16 protein-coding genes are annotated in these 16289 nt (G+C 65.7%); 3 read left to right on the top strand and 13 right to left on the bottom strand.

The annotated features are described in order from the left end of the window. Nucleotides 1-68: 68 nt before the first annotated feature. The 6 genes from CAURIS_RS01680 to CAURIS_RS01655 all read right to left on the bottom strand — a co-directional run bounded on the left by CAURIS_RS01680 (nucleotide 69) and on the right by CAURIS_RS01655 (nucleotide 5898). Entirely contained in the window at nucleotides 69-533 is a 465-nt protein-coding gene (locus CAURIS_RS01680) for an ATP-binding protein (RefSeq protein WP_290342502.1), read from the bottom strand. A 346-nt stretch (nucleotides 534-879) separates the two neighbouring features. Next, nucleotides 880-1620 carry an IS21-like element helper ATPase IstB gene (gene istB, locus CAURIS_RS01675; protein ID WP_290342501.1) on the bottom strand — a complete coding sequence of 247 codons (741 nt, stop codon included), beginning with the start codon at nucleotides 1618-1620 and terminating at the stop codon, nucleotides 880-882. 1 nt (nucleotide 1621) lies between these two features. Further along, nucleotides 1622-3109 carry an IS21 family transposase gene (gene istA, locus CAURIS_RS01670; RefSeq protein WP_290342500.1) on the bottom strand — a complete coding sequence of 496 codons (1488 nt, stop codon included), beginning with the start codon at nucleotides 3107-3109 and terminating at the stop codon, nucleotides 1622-1624. 247 nt (nucleotides 3110-3356) lie between these two features. Next, a complete protein-coding gene (gene istA, locus CAURIS_RS01665) occupies nucleotides 3357-4517 on the bottom strand; it encodes an IS21 family transposase (RefSeq protein WP_290342499.1) in 1161 nt (386 codons plus the stop codon). Nucleotides 4518-5005: 488 nt separating this feature from the next. Continuing rightward, nucleotides 5006-5476, bottom strand: coding sequence for a hypothetical protein (locus CAURIS_RS01660; RefSeq protein WP_290342498.1), 471 nt, complete (start codon nucleotides 5474-5476; stop codon nucleotides 5006-5008). A gap of 2 nt (nucleotides 5477-5478) precedes the next feature. After that, a complete protein-coding gene (locus CAURIS_RS01655; protein ID WP_290342497.1) occupies nucleotides 5479-5898 on the bottom strand; it encodes a YbjN domain-containing protein in 420 nt (139 codons plus the stop codon). Nucleotides 5899-6067: 169 nt separating this feature from the next. Here CAURIS_RS01655 and CAURIS_RS01650 point away from each other — a divergent pair, with 169 nt between their 5' ends. Continuing rightward, nucleotides 6068-6298 carry a hypothetical protein gene (locus CAURIS_RS01650; RefSeq protein WP_290342496.1) on the top strand — a complete coding sequence of 77 codons (231 nt, stop codon included), beginning with the start codon at nucleotides 6068-6070 and terminating at the stop codon, nucleotides 6296-6298. An 11-nt stretch (nucleotides 6299-6309) separates the two neighbouring features. Here the strand turns inward: CAURIS_RS01650 and CAURIS_RS01645 are convergent, their stop codons facing one another. The 4 genes from CAURIS_RS01645 to CAURIS_RS01630 form a co-directional block, all read right to left on the bottom strand. Beyond that, the gene (locus CAURIS_RS01645) at nucleotides 6310-6570 is read right to left on the bottom strand and encodes a MarR family winged helix-turn-helix transcriptional regulator (RefSeq protein ID WP_290342495.1); all 261 of its coding nucleotides are present in this window, start codon (nucleotides 6568-6570) and stop codon (nucleotides 6310-6312) included. Next, entirely contained in the window at nucleotides 6571-8508 is a 1938-nt protein-coding gene (gene feoB, locus CAURIS_RS01640; RefSeq protein WP_290342494.1) for a ferrous iron transport protein B, read from the bottom strand. A gap of 2 nt (nucleotides 8509-8510) precedes the next feature. Further along, nucleotides 8511-8771: a FeoA family protein gene (locus CAURIS_RS01635; RefSeq protein WP_290342493.1), complete on the bottom strand. Its 261-nt coding sequence runs from the start codon at nucleotides 8769-8771 to the stop codon at nucleotides 8511-8513. Between the two features lie 660 nt (nucleotides 8772-9431). Further along, a complete protein-coding gene (locus tag CAURIS_RS01630; RefSeq protein ID WP_290342492.1) occupies nucleotides 9432-10223 on the bottom strand; it encodes a hypothetical protein in 792 nt (263 codons plus the stop codon). Between the two features lie 404 nt (nucleotides 10224-10627). On the opposite strand from CAURIS_RS01630, the gene CAURIS_RS01625 reads away from it, so the two are divergent. Continuing rightward, nucleotides 10628-11554 carry a 1,4-dihydroxy-2-naphthoyl-CoA synthase gene (locus CAURIS_RS01625; protein WP_290342491.1) on the top strand — a complete coding sequence of 309 codons (927 nt, stop codon included), beginning with the start codon at nucleotides 10628-10630 and terminating at the stop codon, nucleotides 11552-11554. Between the two features lie 57 nt (nucleotides 11555-11611). Here the strand turns inward: CAURIS_RS01625 and CAURIS_RS01620 are convergent, their stop codons facing one another. Further along, nucleotides 11612-12985, bottom strand: coding sequence for a PepSY-associated TM helix domain-containing protein (locus CAURIS_RS01620; RefSeq protein WP_290342490.1), 1374 nt, complete (start codon nucleotides 12983-12985; stop codon nucleotides 11612-11614). 90 nt (nucleotides 12986-13075) lie between these two features. On the opposite strand from CAURIS_RS01620, the gene menE reads away from it, so the two are divergent. Next, on the top strand, nucleotides 13076-14206 hold the full coding sequence (gene menE, locus CAURIS_RS01615) for an o-succinylbenzoate--CoA ligase (RefSeq protein ID WP_290342489.1): 1131 nt from the start codon (nucleotides 13076-13078) through the stop codon (nucleotides 14204-14206). On the opposite strand, the gene CAURIS_RS01610 is transcribed toward menE, so the two are convergent. Together CAURIS_RS01610 and CAURIS_RS01605 are read right to left on the bottom strand one after the other, a co-directional pair. Beyond that, nucleotides 14130-15437 carry a phytoene desaturase family protein gene (locus CAURIS_RS01610; protein ID WP_290342488.1) on the bottom strand — a complete coding sequence of 436 codons (1308 nt, stop codon included), beginning with the start codon at nucleotides 15435-15437 and terminating at the stop codon, nucleotides 14130-14132. The genes menE and CAURIS_RS01610 overlap by 77 nt on opposite strands. After that, complete coding sequence (locus tag CAURIS_RS01605; RefSeq protein ID WP_290342487.1) at nucleotides 15430-16278, bottom strand: glycosyltransferase; 849 nt, start codon at nucleotides 16276-16278, stop codon at nucleotides 15430-15432. Before CAURIS_RS01605 ends, CAURIS_RS01610 begins: the two co-directional genes overlap by 8 nt. Between the last annotated feature and the right edge of the window lie 11 nt (nucleotides 16279-16289).

The following is a 16289-nucleotide window of genomic DNA, read 5'->3' as shown; positions in this document are numbered from 1 at the left end:
GTGGTGAGTATCTGGTAGCGCCTGAGTGGGTACCCGGTAGCGGTATCTCACTCAGGCGTTGCCGGTTGTTATGCGTTGGTGGTCAGGCGCATGTTTGGTCCTTCGAGTGTGATGATTTCGGCGCCGGAGATGAGTCGGTTGAGGATTGACTCGGAGATCACGGCGTCGGGGATGGACTTGTACCTCTCGTGTGGGGTGAACTGTGAGGTCACAATGGTTGAGACTTTGCGTTCCCGCCCGGCGAGGATATTGAGTAGCTGGTGCGCGGTCGCGGCATCAACAGGTGCGGTGAGAAAGTCATCCAGGACTAGGACATCGACGTCGTGGAGTTGCTGGATGAACTTCAGCCGTGTGGGGTTATCGGGGCGGAGGACTGCCAGTTCGGCGGCGAGCATGTCGGTGCGGTAGAACCGTGCGGAGTAGTCGTTGCGGCATGCTGCGGTGATGAGTGCTTGGGCGAGGTAGGTTTTACCAACTGAGGATTTGGTTCGCTCGTGAAACCGCGCGGTGCGAGCATCCGAGCTGGTGTTCAATCTGGCGGTAAGAACGCTGCCGAATCAGCAGCGTCATCACCGCACGGTAATCCGTCATAAGCGGACTCCTTCCAGTACGAGCCGCACCCGAGTGGTGCGGCTCGTACTGGAAGTATCACCTTGAGCGCTGTGAGCTGCTACCGGATACTCACTGAAGCGCTACCGGAAAGTCACGACGCTGCTACCAAATAGCCGGTCGCAACAATGTGGTCGGTGTCGGTGACATACACCCCGCGGGCACGTGCGAGTTGTGTGTTTTGTCAAGTTGTTGTAGGCCGTTTCGGCGCGGTTTTTTAGGCCGGGGTGGCGTGGTTTTGGGCCGTTTGGGCGTTGCTGGGTTTTCGGGTTATTTCATGAGGGCGTTTGCCATGCGGTAGGACTGGCCGGTGAAGGTGATCATGCGGCCGTGGTGGACGATGCGGTCGATTGCGGCGGCTGCCATGTCGTCGCTGCCGAAGACGTGGCCCCATTGGGAAAACGCGAGGTTGGTGGTGATGATGAGGCTGCGTTGTTCGTAGGCATCGGCGATGGCTTGGAATAAAAGCCTCGCCCCGTCGGTGTCGATTGGGATGTAGCCGAGTTCATCGATGACGAGCAGTTCGTTTTTGCCGAGGGCTGCTAGTTCTTTGTCGAGTTTGCCGGCGAGTTTTGCGTTGCGCAGATGGTCGACCAGGCTGGCGGCGGTGAAAAACCTTGCAGGAGTGCCTCTGAGACATGCTGCGGTGACCAGGGCGATGGCGAGGTGTGTTTTGCCGGTGCCGACATCACCGTAGAAGACGAGGTCTTCACATCCGTTGAGGAAGTCGAGGGTGGTGAGGTGTTCGCGGGTGATGTCGGCGGGCAGAGTTACCGGGGACCAGTCGTAGCTGTCGAGAGTTTTTCGTACCGGGATTCGTGCTCGGTGTATCAGGCGGCGCGCTCTAGATGCGGATCTGGATTCAAGTTCAGCTTCGAAAAGCTCAATGAGTATGTCGCACTGGCGTGGGGTGGCATGGTCTGCGCATTCGCGTAGCACTGCGGTGGTGAGGTAGAGCTGGCGACCGAGTGCTACCACGCGGTCTTTGTTGTTGGTGGTGTCGGTGCTCATTTTAGGTCGCCTCCACATGATCAGGTGTGGTGGTGCTGGTGGCGAGCAGCTGATCGTAGGTGGTGAGATTCGCTCGCGCGTGCTGTGTTGGTGGTGGGGCGCTGTAGCGTGCGGCGATGCCGAGGTGTGGCCCGGTCGGTGTCGCGTTGGTTTCCAGCAGTGCCGCGGCAGCGGTGACGGTGGTGTCGAATCCGCATTCTGTGGCGGTGGTTTCGGCGTGGGTGAAAAACTCTCTGCGGGTTGTCGCATCTGCTGCGTCGAGATAGCCCACGACAGCGTCCGGCATGTGGCGGCGAAGTGGTGAGTTCGCCCACGCCCCGGGCTTTTTCGCCAGCGAAGGCAAAACACTCAGCGGGTTGATCACCGTTTCTTCTGTGGTGCCGAAGACTCGTGGCAGTGCGACGATGCGTCGGGTGTTGTCGTCTAAGACGGTGATGGTGTCATGCGATAGCTCCACCGTGACTTGCCGTCCCGCCCAGGCAGGGCCCACAAGGTAGCGATTGCCGCCGACTGTGACGACCCCGGTCTTATCGGTGCGGCGCACTTCGAAGCGCACCGGGTTAAACCTCACCGACGGGCACGCCTTGAGCGCTTGCTGATCCTGTTGTAATAGCTCCGCGATCGTGGCCGACTTTTTGTAGTGGATCTGGTCGGCAAACGCGGCGCACCCGGAGCTGAGATAGTCGTTTAGCTCCGCCAGGCTGGCTACTTCAGGCACAGGCACACACAGGTTGCGCCGGATGAAACCGACCGCGTTTTCCACGTTGCCTTTCTCATGGCCCGAGTACGGGTTGCAGTAGCGAGCCTTCGTCCGATAGTGCGCCTTAAACGCGGCGAAGAGTTCGGATTCCACCACGGTGGGACCCAAGCGGCGCCCAATGGCGGTGGCGTTGTCGAAGACCATCTCAGTCGGCACCCCGCCGGCGGTGTCGATGACGTCCAAAAGGCCGGTGATAACGCACTCAGCGGTCTCTCCGGCGAACGCCCTGCAAAACCGCATATTCGAATACGGAAACGTCACCACCAAAAGGTGCACCACCTTAGCAGTTCCCGCCATAACGACCTCGGCTTGGCCGAAATCGACCTGGATGACCCCAGGTGACCATTCCAACTCCATGAACCCATCCCCTGGGGATGTGTGGTCCTGTTTCCACTGCTTGACGTAGCGCTGAACCGGGGAATACGAGCCGGTATATCCGTGCTCGTCGACGAGCCGGTCGCAAATGCGTCGCGCGGTGTGGCGCTGCTTTCGCGGCATGCGCTGATCATTTTCAAGCCAACCATCAATCACGGCGCACAGCGTCTCACCCAGCACGATCGAGCCGGGTTTACGCACCGTCACCGGCGGGGTGGGGCTGAAATCTTCCTGATTGACGTACTTATCGACCGTGGCCCGCGCCACGTTTACCGCTTTGGCAATCGCTCGTCTGGACATTCCCTCGTCATCGAGCTGCCTGATAGTTTCGATCGTGGTCATGCTGATCGTCATCTACTTTCTGGTCCTTTCCTGAAAAATCCACGTCCCGGACCTCGCGAATAAACGAAGGCGGGACATTTCTCAGGAACAGAAACCTACTGGGGGATGGTTATCGGCATGGCCCTTTCTCTATCTAAAAAAGGGGCCACACCAGTCACAGCCACATGGGGAAGTGGCCTAATTTTGCGCGCTGAAACGGACCAAAACAGGCCGCCAACACGGCCTACTTCCCAAACCGAACCGGACCAACTACATCAGATCAGACACAGAGTTGGTGGGTGGCCACACGCTGCCCGGCGTCGAAGACGGCGAGACTGTCACCGGTGATACGCACATCCACGGTGCGGCCCACCAGCTGGTGCGGCACCGAGTAATGCACGTTGTGCACTCTGATGTGGAAATTGGGCGCGACTTTGGCGCGTTTCCATTCGGTACGCTGCCACGGTGTTTCAGGCAGCGCGGTGAGCACGTCGCATTCGAACTGATCAAACAATGCGCGCCTGCTCGTCGCATTGCCGCGAAACGGTTCGGCAGCGTTGATCCCATCGACCAGAACGATAATTTTTGCGTTGAGCTCGTCTATCCCGACGCACTGATGACCATCAAGTGCGTGGATAACGTTCTGGGTGACAATCTTGACTGCAGCTTCAACGCTGGCCTTATCCTTGGGACGTTTCGCCCGAGCCGACAACGCGGCGGTGTTGTAGTGCTCCAAAAACTCCTCGTAGGTGGAGTTGACCCGGCGATTCCTGTCCGCGACACTAATCGCATTCGAAGCCGTCGAGGCATTATCCGGCACGATGACCTCGGCAACCCCGCCGAAGTACTCGAACGCGCGGATATGGGCTGCAAGCCACGCGTCCTGGCGCTCATCCGCGCACGCGCAGGCGAACACCATGCCCGAATACGGCAGCGAGGCGACAAAGACACTGACCTTCGAGCCTTGTCCGCCGGTGGGGTCAAACAACCGCATCTTCGTGCCTGCCCAGTCCACCTGCATCGTATGGCCCGGGGCATGGGTGATCCTGGCGCTCAGCCCGGCTGCATCAACGTGTTGAGCCACAAGTTGCCGAAACCGCTCGTAGCTGTAGTACCGCTGGCCTGTGCCCCCAGGCTGTGCGGTGTAGCGGCCCCACAGCACCTGCAGGGTCACCTTGTTGCGCCCGGTGCGCGCTTTGGCGACAGCGTCGAAATCGATCGGGACGAAATCCCCCTGAGCATGGCTGCGCCCGTCGACGAACCAGCCCGCCAGCTCATGATCCGCAACCCCACGAAGTTGCTCACGGGTTGTGATGTTGTGTTCCACCAGCGAATCGCGAGCCTTTTGCACGGTGGTGTGCGAGCACCGCGAACTCGAACAGATTTGGCGGACAGACCAGCCTTTCAGCACTTGATCCATTACCGCCCGGTAGTCAGTCACAATCAGACTCCTCTGGTAACGCCGCGTGCCCTGAAGTCACGCGGTCACCAGAATCCTCCCCCGAACTGTTACTGGATACTCACCAATGCGTTACTCGATACTCACCACGGTGTTACTAGATACGACCGCGCAACAGAGTACCGCCCCGACCAGACGCACGACCGCGTCGCGCTTGAACTCCTCAGAATAGGACGTACGAGGCATGGACTGAGACTACCTTCCTCCGGCTATCAACCGGGGCTAGCCTATATCCACCAACAAGGGTCAGGTCCAAATATCTAAAGGCGGAAATGACCTGCTGGGTTACCGGGAAGTTCTTGGCGAACCTCGTACTCGAGCAAATTTCCGGGTGCGTATGAATAAAGGCCAGGTTCGAAGTATCCCGTTTTGAAACCTGAGTAAATAAACTGATCAGCACTGAAAGCGTTATCTCTAACCGGCAAGCTTGATTTCATTTTCGCAGTCGGTCCACGCCGCAATCCGGAGAACTACCCCCAGCTGTCCTTGAACTCCACGAACTGCCAGATTCCGCGGGAAACGCCGTCGAGGCCGTAGAGGACTTCGTCGCGGAATTGGGCGTCGGAAAGCTCGAGCCCGTCGAGGATGCGGTACTCGCAGTGCAGGATCACGCGCATCGCATCCTCGTAGGTTTGTTCCGTGATGAATGCGACCGGGCCGTTGTTGCCGTTGTTGTGCTCGATGACCCAATCGGACGTGGAGTGGTAGACGGGCGCGTAGTTCTCGCCCTCCCCCGCCAGGAAGAACGTCCCGAGCGCCAGGTAATTGTGCGCCTGGGCCATCACGATCTGCAGCCCGTTGATCTCGACTAGATGGTCGCCGGTGGTCATCGGGTCCACCCGCAGACCGGCCTGACGGCAGACCTCGATGGCCCGCTCCAACGTCACGGGGGCAACTGCAGGCGCCGGCTGCTCAGTGCGCTTCTTTCCGAACAATCCCATCGTCACACCTGCTCATTCTGCGCGATCCCGCGCTGCTCGAACTCGTCCAAGACCATGAACGCCGTCTGGAAGTAGGCGTCCAGCAGCACACACAGCTGGTATTCACTGAGGCCGTGCGCCGCGAAGAAGTGCTCGCGCACGTCGATCGTCGGCGTCTCCTCCACCACAATCGGGGTGACCTTCCCGGTCGGGATCTGGCGGTTGAACGTGTTGATCAACTCGAGCACGTCGTCCTGCCGCTCGGGCGCGACCGCCCCCGTCCAGACCGTGTGCACGGTGAGAAAGTTCTCGTCCAGGAAGAACTGGGCCACAGCGTTGGGAAACGCCGCCCCCAGCACCCCGTCCTCGTCGGGCCCCGCCGCAACGCCCAGCCTGGCCAGCGCCTTCAACAAATGCTCTTCGGTGAGCCGCGGAAACTCCATCGATGCCCTTCCCTGAGTTCTCGGCGTTCAGCTTCCTCGCGCACTGTTTTTGCAGCGCGCGCTAACCAGAAAGCGTAGCCGGATCGGCGGCCCCTTGCGGCCCCATCCGGGGAACACGTACGTTTCGGGGTGAAAGCATCTCACCCCGTGACCACCCAAGGAGTTTCCCATGGAAAACCTGCTGAGCCGTTGTGCCGCCGCCGTGGCGGCCGTCGCCGCCCTCGGGGGCGTTGCTGCGGTGCCGCACGCTCACGCCGAGGCCCCCGTCCTGTCCTCCGCCCCCACTGAGCAGTGGCAGCGCGACGCGCTGGCCGCGCTGCTCATTCTCACGATGCCCAGCTCGCTCGCCTCGAGCTTCCTCGCCCCGCAGTGCTCACTGCTGGACACACGGGGCTGCTGACACTTTAGCGGCTAGCTGAGCCCCGGCCCACGGCCGAGCACCAGCGCCACCGGGCCTTGCTGGATCGAACACGCCCCGTTGGAGGAGCAGCTGCCGCAGCCCCCGGCGGCGCAGGAGGAGTTCAGACCCTCGCGGCGCAGCTGGCCCATCGCCTCAAGGCGCTCGATGACAGCGTCGACGGTGGAGCGGGTCAGGCCGGTGCGCTGCGCAATGTCGGCGCGGCCCGTGGCGCCGGCGCGGATCTCAGCCATCACGGCGGACACGGGGCCCATCTACAGCACCACCTTCAGGATCTGGAACGTGGCCACCGCCAACACCCAGGCGGTGCTGAGCTGCACCGCCACGCCGAACAGGGTCCACTTCATGCCGATCTCGCGGCGCTGCGCGCCGAGGGTGGCCACGCACGGGGTGTAGGCGAGCAGGAAAACCATAAACGCCCACACCGCGGCGATGGCGTTGCCGCCGGAGGCCTCGTCGAAGTCCTCGCGGATTCTCTGCGCCAGCGCCGAGGAGCCCTGCTCCTGCGCCGACAGCGCCGACGGGTCCTCCAACGAATAGGTCTGCGCCCAGCTGGCGATCACCGCCTCCTTGGCCACAAACCCGGTCACGAGCGGGCCGGTGAGCGACCACGAGCCGAAGCCGGCGGGCTCGAACACGGGCGCCATCGCGCCGGAGACCGTGCCGTAGACAGAGTCCTCGGGGGCGACCTCCCCGAAGCTCTCGCCCGGATGCGCCGGGGTGGACTGCAGAGCCCACACCACGACCACGGTGGCCACGATGATCTTGCCTGCCGTTTCCAGGAAACCGCGCAGACGCGTCCACATCACCGTCAGCGCGATGCGCGGCACCGGCCACTGATAGCTCGGCAGGTCGATGACGAGCGGGTCCGAGCCCATCGTGCGCCACAGCAACCCGCGCATGAGAAGCCCCGCAGCGACCACCAGGAGGATGGAGATGACGTACATGGCAAAGACCACAGTGCCGGCGTGCTCCGGGAAGAACGTGGCGGCCAGCATGACGTACACCGTCAGGCGCGCTGAGCAGGAGGTAAAGGGCACGAGTAGGGCGGTCAGTCGGCGCTGGCGCGGGTCGCCCAGCACGCGCGTGGCGGAAATCGCCGGGACGTTGCAGCCAAAACCCACGATGAGCGGGATGAACGCCTTGCCCGGCAGGCCGATCGCGCGCATGAGCCTGTCCGCCACCACGGCGGCGCGGGCCATGTAGCCGGAGTCCTCCAGCACCGCCAGGCACAAGAACATCAGGCCCATCAGCGGCACGAAGGTGAGCACCATGCCCACGCCGGCGATGAGTCCGTCGACGACCAGGCCGCGCAGCCAGTCGACGTCGGGAAGCAGCGCCTCCGCGGCGGCGGCCACGGGCCCGGCGAAGAACGTGTCCAGGGCTGACTGCAGCGGCGCGGCGGCGGTGATGGTGACCTGGAAGACGCACCACATGGCAAAGAGGAACAGCGCCGGCCCGGCGACGGGGTGGAGGACGACTCGGTCGACCTTCTCCGTCAGCGTCGCGCGCGGTTCGTTGCGCACCGTCGCCGCGGCGACGGCGTTGTCCACCCAGGTGAAGCGCGCGTCGGCACGCTCGAGCTCGTCGGCGCCGCTGACCGAGCGGACCGTGCGGGCGGGCAGCACCAGCTGCTCCTCCACAACCTCCCGCAGGCCCGCGAGCGTCCGCTTGCGCGGATCTACCGCGACCACCGGCAGGCCGAGCTCGCGTGCCAACGCGGCCGCGTCAATCTCGAGACCCTGGGATGCCGCGACGTCGGTCTTCGTCAGCACCACCACAACCCGGTAGGGGTGCTCGGCCACCTGCGCGGCAAGGTAGAGCCCGCGCGCGATGTTCGCTGCGTCCACCGCCACGAGCACCAGGTCGGGGCGCTCCTCGACGGGACGCTCGAGCAGCAGCTCGCGGGTCAGTTCCTCGTCCGGGCTCACCGGGTCAAGCGAGTAGGCGCCGGGGAAATCGATCACCGCGTACTCGCGGCCGGCGCGCCACAGGCCGCGCGCCACCTCGACGGAGGTGCCGGGCCAGTTACCCATCTTCACGTGCGCGCCTGTCAGCGCGTTGAACAACGTGGACTTACCGGCGTTTGGCGCGCCGATGAGCGCGATGATCGGGGCGCTCGGCGGGGCCTCCACGACGCCCGCGTCCTCGCAGCGGCAGGACGGGGCCGCAGCGAAATCACTCGTGCCCATGATCAGGCGGCGACGGAGATGGAGCGCAGGGCGGAGCCGCCGAGCGCGTAGCGGGTGTTGCCCACACGGACGACGCGCCCGCCGCCAGCAGTCTTCTGCACGACGGTCACCTGCGCGCCGGGGCGCAGACCCAGCTCGCGCAGGCGGCGCGACGCCGACGCGGGTGCGGTGTGCGCGCCGATGACGGCCTGGGCGCCGACGGGGACGTCGATAAGCGATGTGCCTGCGCGAGACGGCGCGCGGAAGGTACTGATCAAGCTCATAGGTGAAGAATAGACCTCGCGACCTGAGGTGAGCAATACCTAACGTGGATTTTCTCCACGCATCTGTTGCGAAATTGGCGACACGTAGGATCGGCCGCATGACCTACAGCACCCAGCAACCCTTCGATCCCGCGCAGGGACCAACGGCGGGCAACATAACGCTACGGGTCCTTTCAGAGATTCCGTCGACGTCAGCACAGTTGAAATAACCCGCGACATCGTGAAGGCCCCCCGCGCACGCGCCGCCGTAACAATTGATTACTGCACGGCATCCTCAGCCCATTTATAGAGACGCCCGCTGCCTGCAACGAATGCGTAGAGAAGAATCGGATAGAGCAAGGAAGTCGCAGAAAGTCCCCCCTGCCAAGACCCGATGACACCGGGGATGTACGCCGCAAACAGTGGAGCAAAGGAACTGGGCAGAAGTCGCCTGGGCTTCGTGCGGGAATACCTGGGAGCAGAATAGAGGAGGGCTCCAAACACAATTACGGCTGCGAAGATGCCCCAACAATATCCAGCTGCAGACCGTGCATTGGCAATGCACGAATAAGCCAAGCCCAACGCGGGCACCGTCAGCGCGGCCAGCCACGAGAGATTGAGGCCCTTTTCCCGCCGAGTGAGCCCGGCAGAGTGAAGATGCGCTCCAGAGATCGGCATCAGCTAAGCACATCCCTCCGTGTAGTGTTCCGGAGTCACTCCCAGCGATGGAGGAGTAACGCTGCCCGTAGCGCCAACTTTGAGCGCGAGACATTTATCCTGCGCCACCGCCGCTGTTGCCCAGACGGTCACGTTAACACTATTGTCTGCCCACCACGCCCCTAACACCTCGCCGAACGGGGGCGGAACCAGAACCCAGAAAGGTGAAATTGCTGCCCCCGCTGCCGATGCGGCAGCCATTCGCCGAGTTTCTTCCTTGCTGAAGTAAATATGACCGCTGACAATCCCCCAATTTACGCGGGGATCGGCTTCAATCGGATAGGCCACATCAGGTTGATTCACCTCGACAACTTGGGTGAACGTATCGCCAGCGACTTCATAGTGGGTGGGGAGCACCTTTCCGGCAGCGTCGCGCGCCCAAGGAGCATCAATGAGCGCCACATCAGATCCGTCAACTCGGACCAATAGAGCTCCACTATTCCGGTCGACATGCAGGTCAACCTGGCCATCCGCCTCTACCCTGAACGACTTTTGATGTTCCTCTGCGGGCGACGCATTACTCCACTCGAGTTGCACCCCCGAAGGAGTATCAGTCTTCTCGCCAATCCCCCCTCCCGAGGCATTCCAAATTGTAATGCTCTTTACGGATGGAGCAACGCTATGCGCAGCGTCACTGTTGTTGTTCACAGTTACAAATTGATCAGAGCCGGTGACGCTTTCAGCATTCGCCTTTTCCGTCACAACTCCGCCGGAAAGGATCACCGAAACACTGAGACTTGCGAGCAATTTCTTCATGGACCACTCCCCTGTCGACGCGAGACCAATAGTCACGCATTGAATGAGGACTGTCCCCAAACTGGGACTGCGGGCTCCCTCACCGAAGAATCGACCACTCGGCTTAGGTTCTCCCGCCAAGAGTCTAGAACCCGCACCTCGCGGGCGAAACCCAAATTTAAAAGTCGGTACTAAAGTAGAAAAGAAATGCGTGAGTTTACGCACGGGTGAGAATGATGGAAGCTATCGCCCGCACCCCCTACACACCGACGGGGACGCCGCTAAGCGAGCCACTGGCCGTGCGGGAGGATCGGAGAAAACTCATGGAACACACGATAATCCCCCCGCGCATGAGGTGAGCAATACCTAACGTGGATTTTCTCCACGCATCTGTTGGGAAATTGGAGGCACGTAGGATCGGCCGCATGACCTACAGCACCGAGCACCCCTTCGACCCCACGCAGTGGGACGAGGTCGACGGCTTCGACTTCACCGACATCACCTACCACCGCCACAACGGCGGCGGCCGCGCCAACGGCATCGCGCGCATTGCCTTCGACCGCCCCGAGGTGCGCAACGCGTTTCGCCCCCACACGGTCGACGAGCTCTACCGCGCGCTTGACGACGCCCGCCGCGACCCCACCGTCGGAACGGTCCTGCTCACCGGCAACGGGCCGAGCCCGAAGGACGGCGGCTGGGCCTTTTGCTCCGGCGGCGACCAGCGCATCCGCGGCCGCTCCGGCTACCAGTACGCCACCGACACCGGCGAGGTCGACGAGGCCCGTGCCACGGCGGAGGGCGGCCGCCTGCACATCCTCGAGGTGCAGCGCCTCATCCGCACCATGCCCAAGGTGGTCATCGCCGTGGTGAACGGCTGGGCCGCCGGCGGCGGGCACTCCCTGCACGTGGTGTGCGACCTGACCATCGCCTCGCGCCAGGAGGCCCGCTTCAAGCAGACCGACGCCGACGTCGGCTCCTTCGACGCCGGCTACGGCTCCGCCTACCTGGCCAAGATGGTGGGCCAGAAGTTCGCCCGCGAGATCTTCTTCCTCGGCCGCACCTACACCGCCGAGGAGATGCAGCGCATGGGCGCGGTGAACATCGTCGCCGACCACGGTTGCCTGGAGGAGGAGGCGATTGCCGCCGCGCGCGAGATCAACGGCAAGTCCCCCACCGCGCAGCGCATGCTCAAGTTCGCATTCAACCTGCTTGACGACGGCCTGATGGGCCAACAGGTCTTCGCCGGCGAGGCCACGCGCCTGGCGTACATGACCGACGAGGCCGTCGAGGGCCGCGATTCCTTCCTGGAAAAGCGCGCCCCGCGCTGGGAGGAATTCCCCTACTACTACTAGGCGTGCGGGGGCGTGCCGGAAGATACACAAGCCCGGCGCCGTGAGGCTGTTTGCCCGCTACACGGTCTGCGGCTTCTTCTCTTCGGCAGGTTCGGTAGTCGCAGCGCGCCCCGTGGCCGCGCCGCGGCGTCGGGCCAGCAGCCTGTCCGCGAGCAGCATGGCGCCGAAGCTCAGGCCCAGAAGCGGCAGAAACGCCCCCACCGGGATGGCCACGGCGGCGATAATCACCCAGTCGGTGCGGCTCAGATCCGCCTGCCCGGGCACGCCGGCGACACCGGTCTTGGTCGGGCGGCGGCGCCACCACATCATGTAGCCCACTACCACCATCGCGCAGATGCCCGGCGCCACCGCGGCAAGCGCGATCTGCAGCGGCAGGCCGAACATGATGCCCATGTGCAGGTAAATCCCCCACGCGGTGAGCTTGGAAAACAGCGGCAGCTCGGAGAAGGGCAGCCGGTCCACCACGGCGCCGGTTTCGCCGTTGACACTCACCGCGTCCGAGGTCAGGCGCCACGGCACCCACCGCTCGCTGGCCTGCCAGGCGTGGCCGGTGTCCTCGGGCACGAACAGGCGCAGCTGCCGGGTCAGCCCCTCGGCGCGGGCGGTATCCAATACCAGCGCGGCCTGGTCGGCGACCTCGTCGGCGGTGAGCGGGTCGGCCCCGCCTGCCGTCAGGGAGGTTTCGATCGGCTCGGCCTTGGCGCCGAGCCACTCGACGGTGCGGTCGACGTTTCCGCCGCCGTAGGTCGACCACGTAATGCCCGTCACCGACAGGCCGAGCATGCCCACCAACAGCCACGTGCCTGCCACGCCGTGGAGGTTGAGAAGCTTGCTTCGCCGCCCGCGGGCATTCGGCAGGCCGGTGAGTACGCGGGAGCGCGACGCCCGCCACCACAGGTAGAGCCCGCCGAGGGCGACGACCCACAGCCAGCTGGCCGCCAGCTCCGAGTACAGCTCGCCCGCGGTGCCCAGGTGCATGCTCTCGTGCAGCGAGGAGATCCAGCGCCGCAGCGGCAGCTCCCCCAGGCCGGAGTAGCTCGGCTCGTCGCCGATCACGCGGCCGGTGTGCGGGTCGACGAAGACGCTGCGTAGCTGGCTGCTGTCGGCGAGGCTGTCGTCGATAAGCAAAATGCGCGTCGGCTCGGTCGGCTCCGCCGAGGGCCACACCTGAGCCACGTCCATCTCCGGGTGCGTGTTCTGCGCCGCCCTGATCTGACTGGCCAGCGGCACGTCCGCGCCCTGGCCGTCGGCGGGCGCCGCGACGGTGAGCACATCCCGGTACACCACGTTTTCCAGCGTGGGCGCGAGGGCGTAGAGCGCGCCGCTGAGCGCGGCGACGAAGATGAACGGGGCGATGAACAACCCGGCGTAGAAGTGGATCCTTCGGGTCAGGGCGCTGAGCCCGCTGCGCCGGGGCGCGGTACGTGCCATGGTGGGGCCTTCGGTCGGGGGATACGGAATGCGTACTAGTCGCGCGGGGCGCGGCCGCGGTTCCCGCGGGGGTGGCTAGTGTTAACCCCCGTGGCCCACGTCCTAGAGATCCTCCCCGTCGACCCCGCCGACCCGCTGGCGATCCTGCCCGACCTCGAGCAGGCGCTCGCCGGGCAGCGCAGCCTCCTGCCCGTGCCCACCAACGACGCGACGCGCGCGAACCTGCTGCGCACCACCCAAAGCGTCGGCACCGAGATCGACCCGGACGTCGCGCTGGTGGTGGCCACGTCCGGCTCGACGGGCACCCCGAAGGGCGCACAGCTGACCACGGCAAACCTCGTGGCCAGCGCCGATGCCACCCACCAGCACCTCGGGGGCGAGGGGCAGTGGCTGCTGTCCATGCCGGCGGCGTTCATCGCGGGCATCCAGGTGCTGGTGCGCAGCATGGTCGCAGGCGTCGAGCCGGAGTTCCTCGACCTGTCCGGCGGCTTCAACGTCGCCGAGTTCGCCGCCAAATCGCGCACGCTGGCGGCAACCGGCGAGCGCTGCTACACCGCGCTGACCCCCCTGCAGCTGGCCAAGGCTACCTCGACGTTGGACGGCATCGAGGCGCTGCGCCGCTTCAGCGCCGTGCTCGTCGGCGGCGCGGCAATCAACCCGCGGCTGCTCGATTCCGCCCGCAAGCTGCGCGTCCGGGTGGTCACCACCTACGGTTCCTCGGAAACCGCGGGCGGCTGCGTCTACGACGGCCGCCCCATCGCCGGGGCGAAGGTGAAAATCCGGGGCGGGCGCATCCACCTCGGCGGGCCGATGGTCGCCCACGGCTACCGCAACCTGCCCGGCCACGAGGCCTTCGCCGAACCGGGCTGGTTCGCCACTTCGGACGCGGGCTCGCTTCACGACGCCACCTTGAGCGTCCACGGCCGACTCGACAACGTCATCGACTCCGGCGGCCTGAAACTGCACCCCGAGGTGCTGGAGAACGTCTTGCTCGGCGTCGCGGGCGTCACCTCCGCCTGCGTAGTGGGCGTTCCCGACGAGCGCTTCGGCCAGCGCATCTGCGCCGCCTACACCGGCTCGGCGTCGGTGGCGCAGGTCATGGAGGCCCTCGACGAGCTGCCCCGCTGGCAGGTGCCGAAGGAGCTCACCCCCGTCCCGGCGCTTCCCCTGCTCGGCCCCGGGAAAGTCGACCGGGCCGCCGTGCGCGAACTATTTCTCTAGCCGCCCACACCCCGGCCGCGCCGTGGACGCCCGCCCCGGGGGCGTTCGCGCCGCTGGCCAGCCACGCGTTGGGCCCGACCCGGCGCGGGTGGCGCAAAACCAGCTGGCGCAGGTTCATCTCGCCCGCGGCGATGTCGGGGATGTAGCCGGTCACGTGGGCGTCAACCACCGCGTCGCCGAAGCCCGGCGCGAAGCGCTCGATCTGACGGGCGATGTGGCCGGTGGCGTCCCCGGACCAGCCGCGGGGCACGTGCGCGTAGGTCCACAGCACCGGCCCGCGCGACGGGTCCGCGGCGTACTGCTGGCACACCATGACGAAGGGCCGGTTCGGCATGTTCCCGCGCGCGACCTGGCGCTCCGCGTGCGCGATCTCCTCGGCGCTGCCGCCGACGTGGACGGTGCCGGCCTGGCCCACGCGCGGGTCGCGCCACGGCACCGGCCCGCGCAGCAGCCAGTCCACCTTGAACACCCCTGGCCCCTGCCGCCACGGGCGCACCTTCGCCCCGAGGCGCGCGGCCTCCCACGGAGCCATGTTGAGCACGACGGCGTCGGCGCGCGGCATCTCGCGCACCTCCACGCCCGTCTCAACGACCGCGCCCGCGGCTATGGCGCGCCGCGCCAGCTTATCGACGACCCCCTGCGCGCCCCCGGCCGAGACCGGCCAGCCCCGCGACATCGCCAGCGCCCCGAAGAGCACCCCGAACGCCGCCGTGAACACCCCGTCCGGCGGGCGCAGCGAGTGCACCGCGTTGCCGACCAGAAGCGCCCGCGCCTCGGGGGTGCGAAACAGGGCCCGGCCGAGCGCCGTCGCGGGCGCGGCGGCGCGCAGCCCGAAGCGGGCCATTGCCACAGGGTGCGGGGGCACGCGCCACAGCGTGGGTCCGAGGATGTTGTCTACATGGTCGTCGATGCGGCGCGCGATCGGCGCGTGGAGGCGGTCCCAGGCGGCCTGGTCGGCCCCGAGGGCGTCGATAAGCCCCGTGCCCTTCTCAAGGGGGTGGGCGACCGGGCGCGCAGCGTGGAGCCATTCCCCCTCGAGGGTCGCCGCGCCGAAGGGGAAGGCGGCGGCGCCGAGGTCGCTGACCGTGCCCGGGAAAAACGACGCCGAGCGGCAGTTCCCGCCGATCGTGGCGTTGCGCTCCAGCACGCGCACCGACCACCCCGCCTCCGCGAGCTCTACCGCGGCGGCGAGCCCGTTGGGCCCCGCCCCGACCACCACCGCCTCAGGCATGGCTCAGCCTGTCCACGTCGGCGGCGGTATAGGTGCGCGCGATCTGCTCGTCGTTGCCCCCGCGCAGGTTGGCGCGCACCAGCGCGACCGATTGTGAGCCGGGCACCAGCGCAAATTCCCGCGGGCGGGGGAAAACCTGACGCACGCGGTGCCCGGAGCGTAGCGCGCACGCATTGAGCCAGACGTCGTCGGCGAGCGGGGCGCAGCGCAGAAAACGGGTGCCCTGGCGCGCCACGTAGTCCACCATCGCCGGCGGGTAGGCCACGCCGGAGACGCCGGTGGAAAAGTGCCGCGCCGCGGGATCGGTTCCCGCCACGGCGCGCCACCTGCGGTAGGGGCCGATCGCTCCGCTTTCCACCACGATCTCGTGCGCACGGTAGGCCACCACGCACTCCGGGTCCGCGGCAGCCGCATCAAGCAGGGTGGCCAGAAACCACCGGGGGTAGATCACGTCGTCGTCGACGGTAACCACCCGCGTCGCCGTGCCCGCGAAGAGGCGGAAGGCCCCGTAGTACTTGGTGTGCGGGCCGTAGGCGCCCTCGGAGCGGTGCACGATCAGCCCGCGTTCGACCAGGGCGTGCAGCTCGCCCGGCCAGGGGGCGGCGAAATCCGCCGCGTCCAGCCACAGGTGCACGGGCGCGCGACGGGTGCCCACGAGCAGAGAGGCGATGGCCACCACCGCCGAGCGCAACCGCCTGCCGTGCGTGCTCAGCGACACCACCGCCGGGCCCTGAAGCGGAAACTCGCGGGTGCTGCGCCGGGCCACTCGCCGCAGGCGGCGGGCGCGGGCGAGCGCGCCCGCGTAACTCGCCGCCTGCCGCGCCGCGTAGTCCAGCCACATGCCCGCCCACT

The sequence above is a fragment of the Corynebacterium auris genome, assembly GCF_030408575.1.
In the GTDB taxonomy this organism is placed as follows: Bacteria; Actinomycetota; Actinomycetes; order Mycobacteriales; family Mycobacteriaceae; genus Corynebacterium; species Corynebacterium auris.
The sequence above is the reverse complement of the archived record's forward strand: the minus strand, read 5'-3'. Positions and strand labels throughout refer to the sequence as shown.

Bases quoted from the DNA above. Each gene is read 5' to 3' on its own strand.
- CAURIS_RS01635 (WP_290342493.1), bottom strand. From the start codon at position 8,771: ATGAGCTTGATCAGTACCTTCCGCGCGCCGTCTCGCGCAGGCACATCG.
- CAURIS_RS01650 (WP_290342496.1), top strand. From the start codon at position 6,068: ATGGAAAACCTGCTGAGCCGTTGTGCCGCCGCCGTGGCGGCCGTCGCC.
- CAURIS_RS01655 (WP_290342497.1), bottom strand. From the start codon at position 5,898: ATGGAGTTTCCGCGGCTCACCGAAGAGCATTTGTTGAAGGCGCTGGCC.
- CAURIS_RS01660 (WP_290342498.1), bottom strand. From the start codon at position 5,476: ATGGGATTGTTCGGAAAGAAGCGCACTGAGCAGCCGGCGCCTGCAGTT.
- istA (WP_290342500.1), bottom strand. From the start codon at position 3,109: ATGACGATCAGCATGACCACGATCGAAACTATCAGGCAGCTCGATGAC.
- CAURIS_RS01620 (WP_290342490.1), bottom strand. From the start codon at position 12,985: ATGGCACGTACCGCGCCCCGGCGCAGCGGGCTCAGCGCCCTGACCCGA.
- CAURIS_RS01610 (WP_290342488.1), bottom strand. From the start codon at position 15,437: ATGCCTGAGGCGGTGGTGGTCGGGGCGGGGCCCAACGGGCTCGCCGCC.
- CAURIS_RS01625 (WP_290342491.1), top strand. From the start codon at position 10,628: ATGACCTACAGCACCGAGCACCCCTTCGACCCCACGCAGTGGGACGAG.
- CAURIS_RS01645 (WP_290342495.1), bottom strand. From the start codon at position 6,570: ATGGGCCCCGTGTCCGCCGTGATGGCTGAGATCCGCGCCGGCGCCACG.
- CAURIS_RS01630 (WP_290342492.1), bottom strand. From the start codon at position 10,223: ATGAAGAAATTGCTCGCAAGTCTCAGTGTTTCGGTGATCCTTTCCGGC.
- CAURIS_RS01605 (WP_290342487.1), bottom strand. From the start codon at position 16,278: ATGTGGCTGGACTACGCGGCGCGGCAGGCGGCGAGTTACGCGGGCGCG.
- istB (WP_290342501.1), bottom strand. From the start codon at position 1,620: ATGAGCACCGACACCACCAACAACAAAGACCGCGTGGTAGCACTCGGT.
- feoB (WP_290342494.1), bottom strand. From the start codon at position 8,508: ATGGGCACGAGTGATTTCGCTGCGGCCCCGTCCTGCCGCTGCGAGGAC.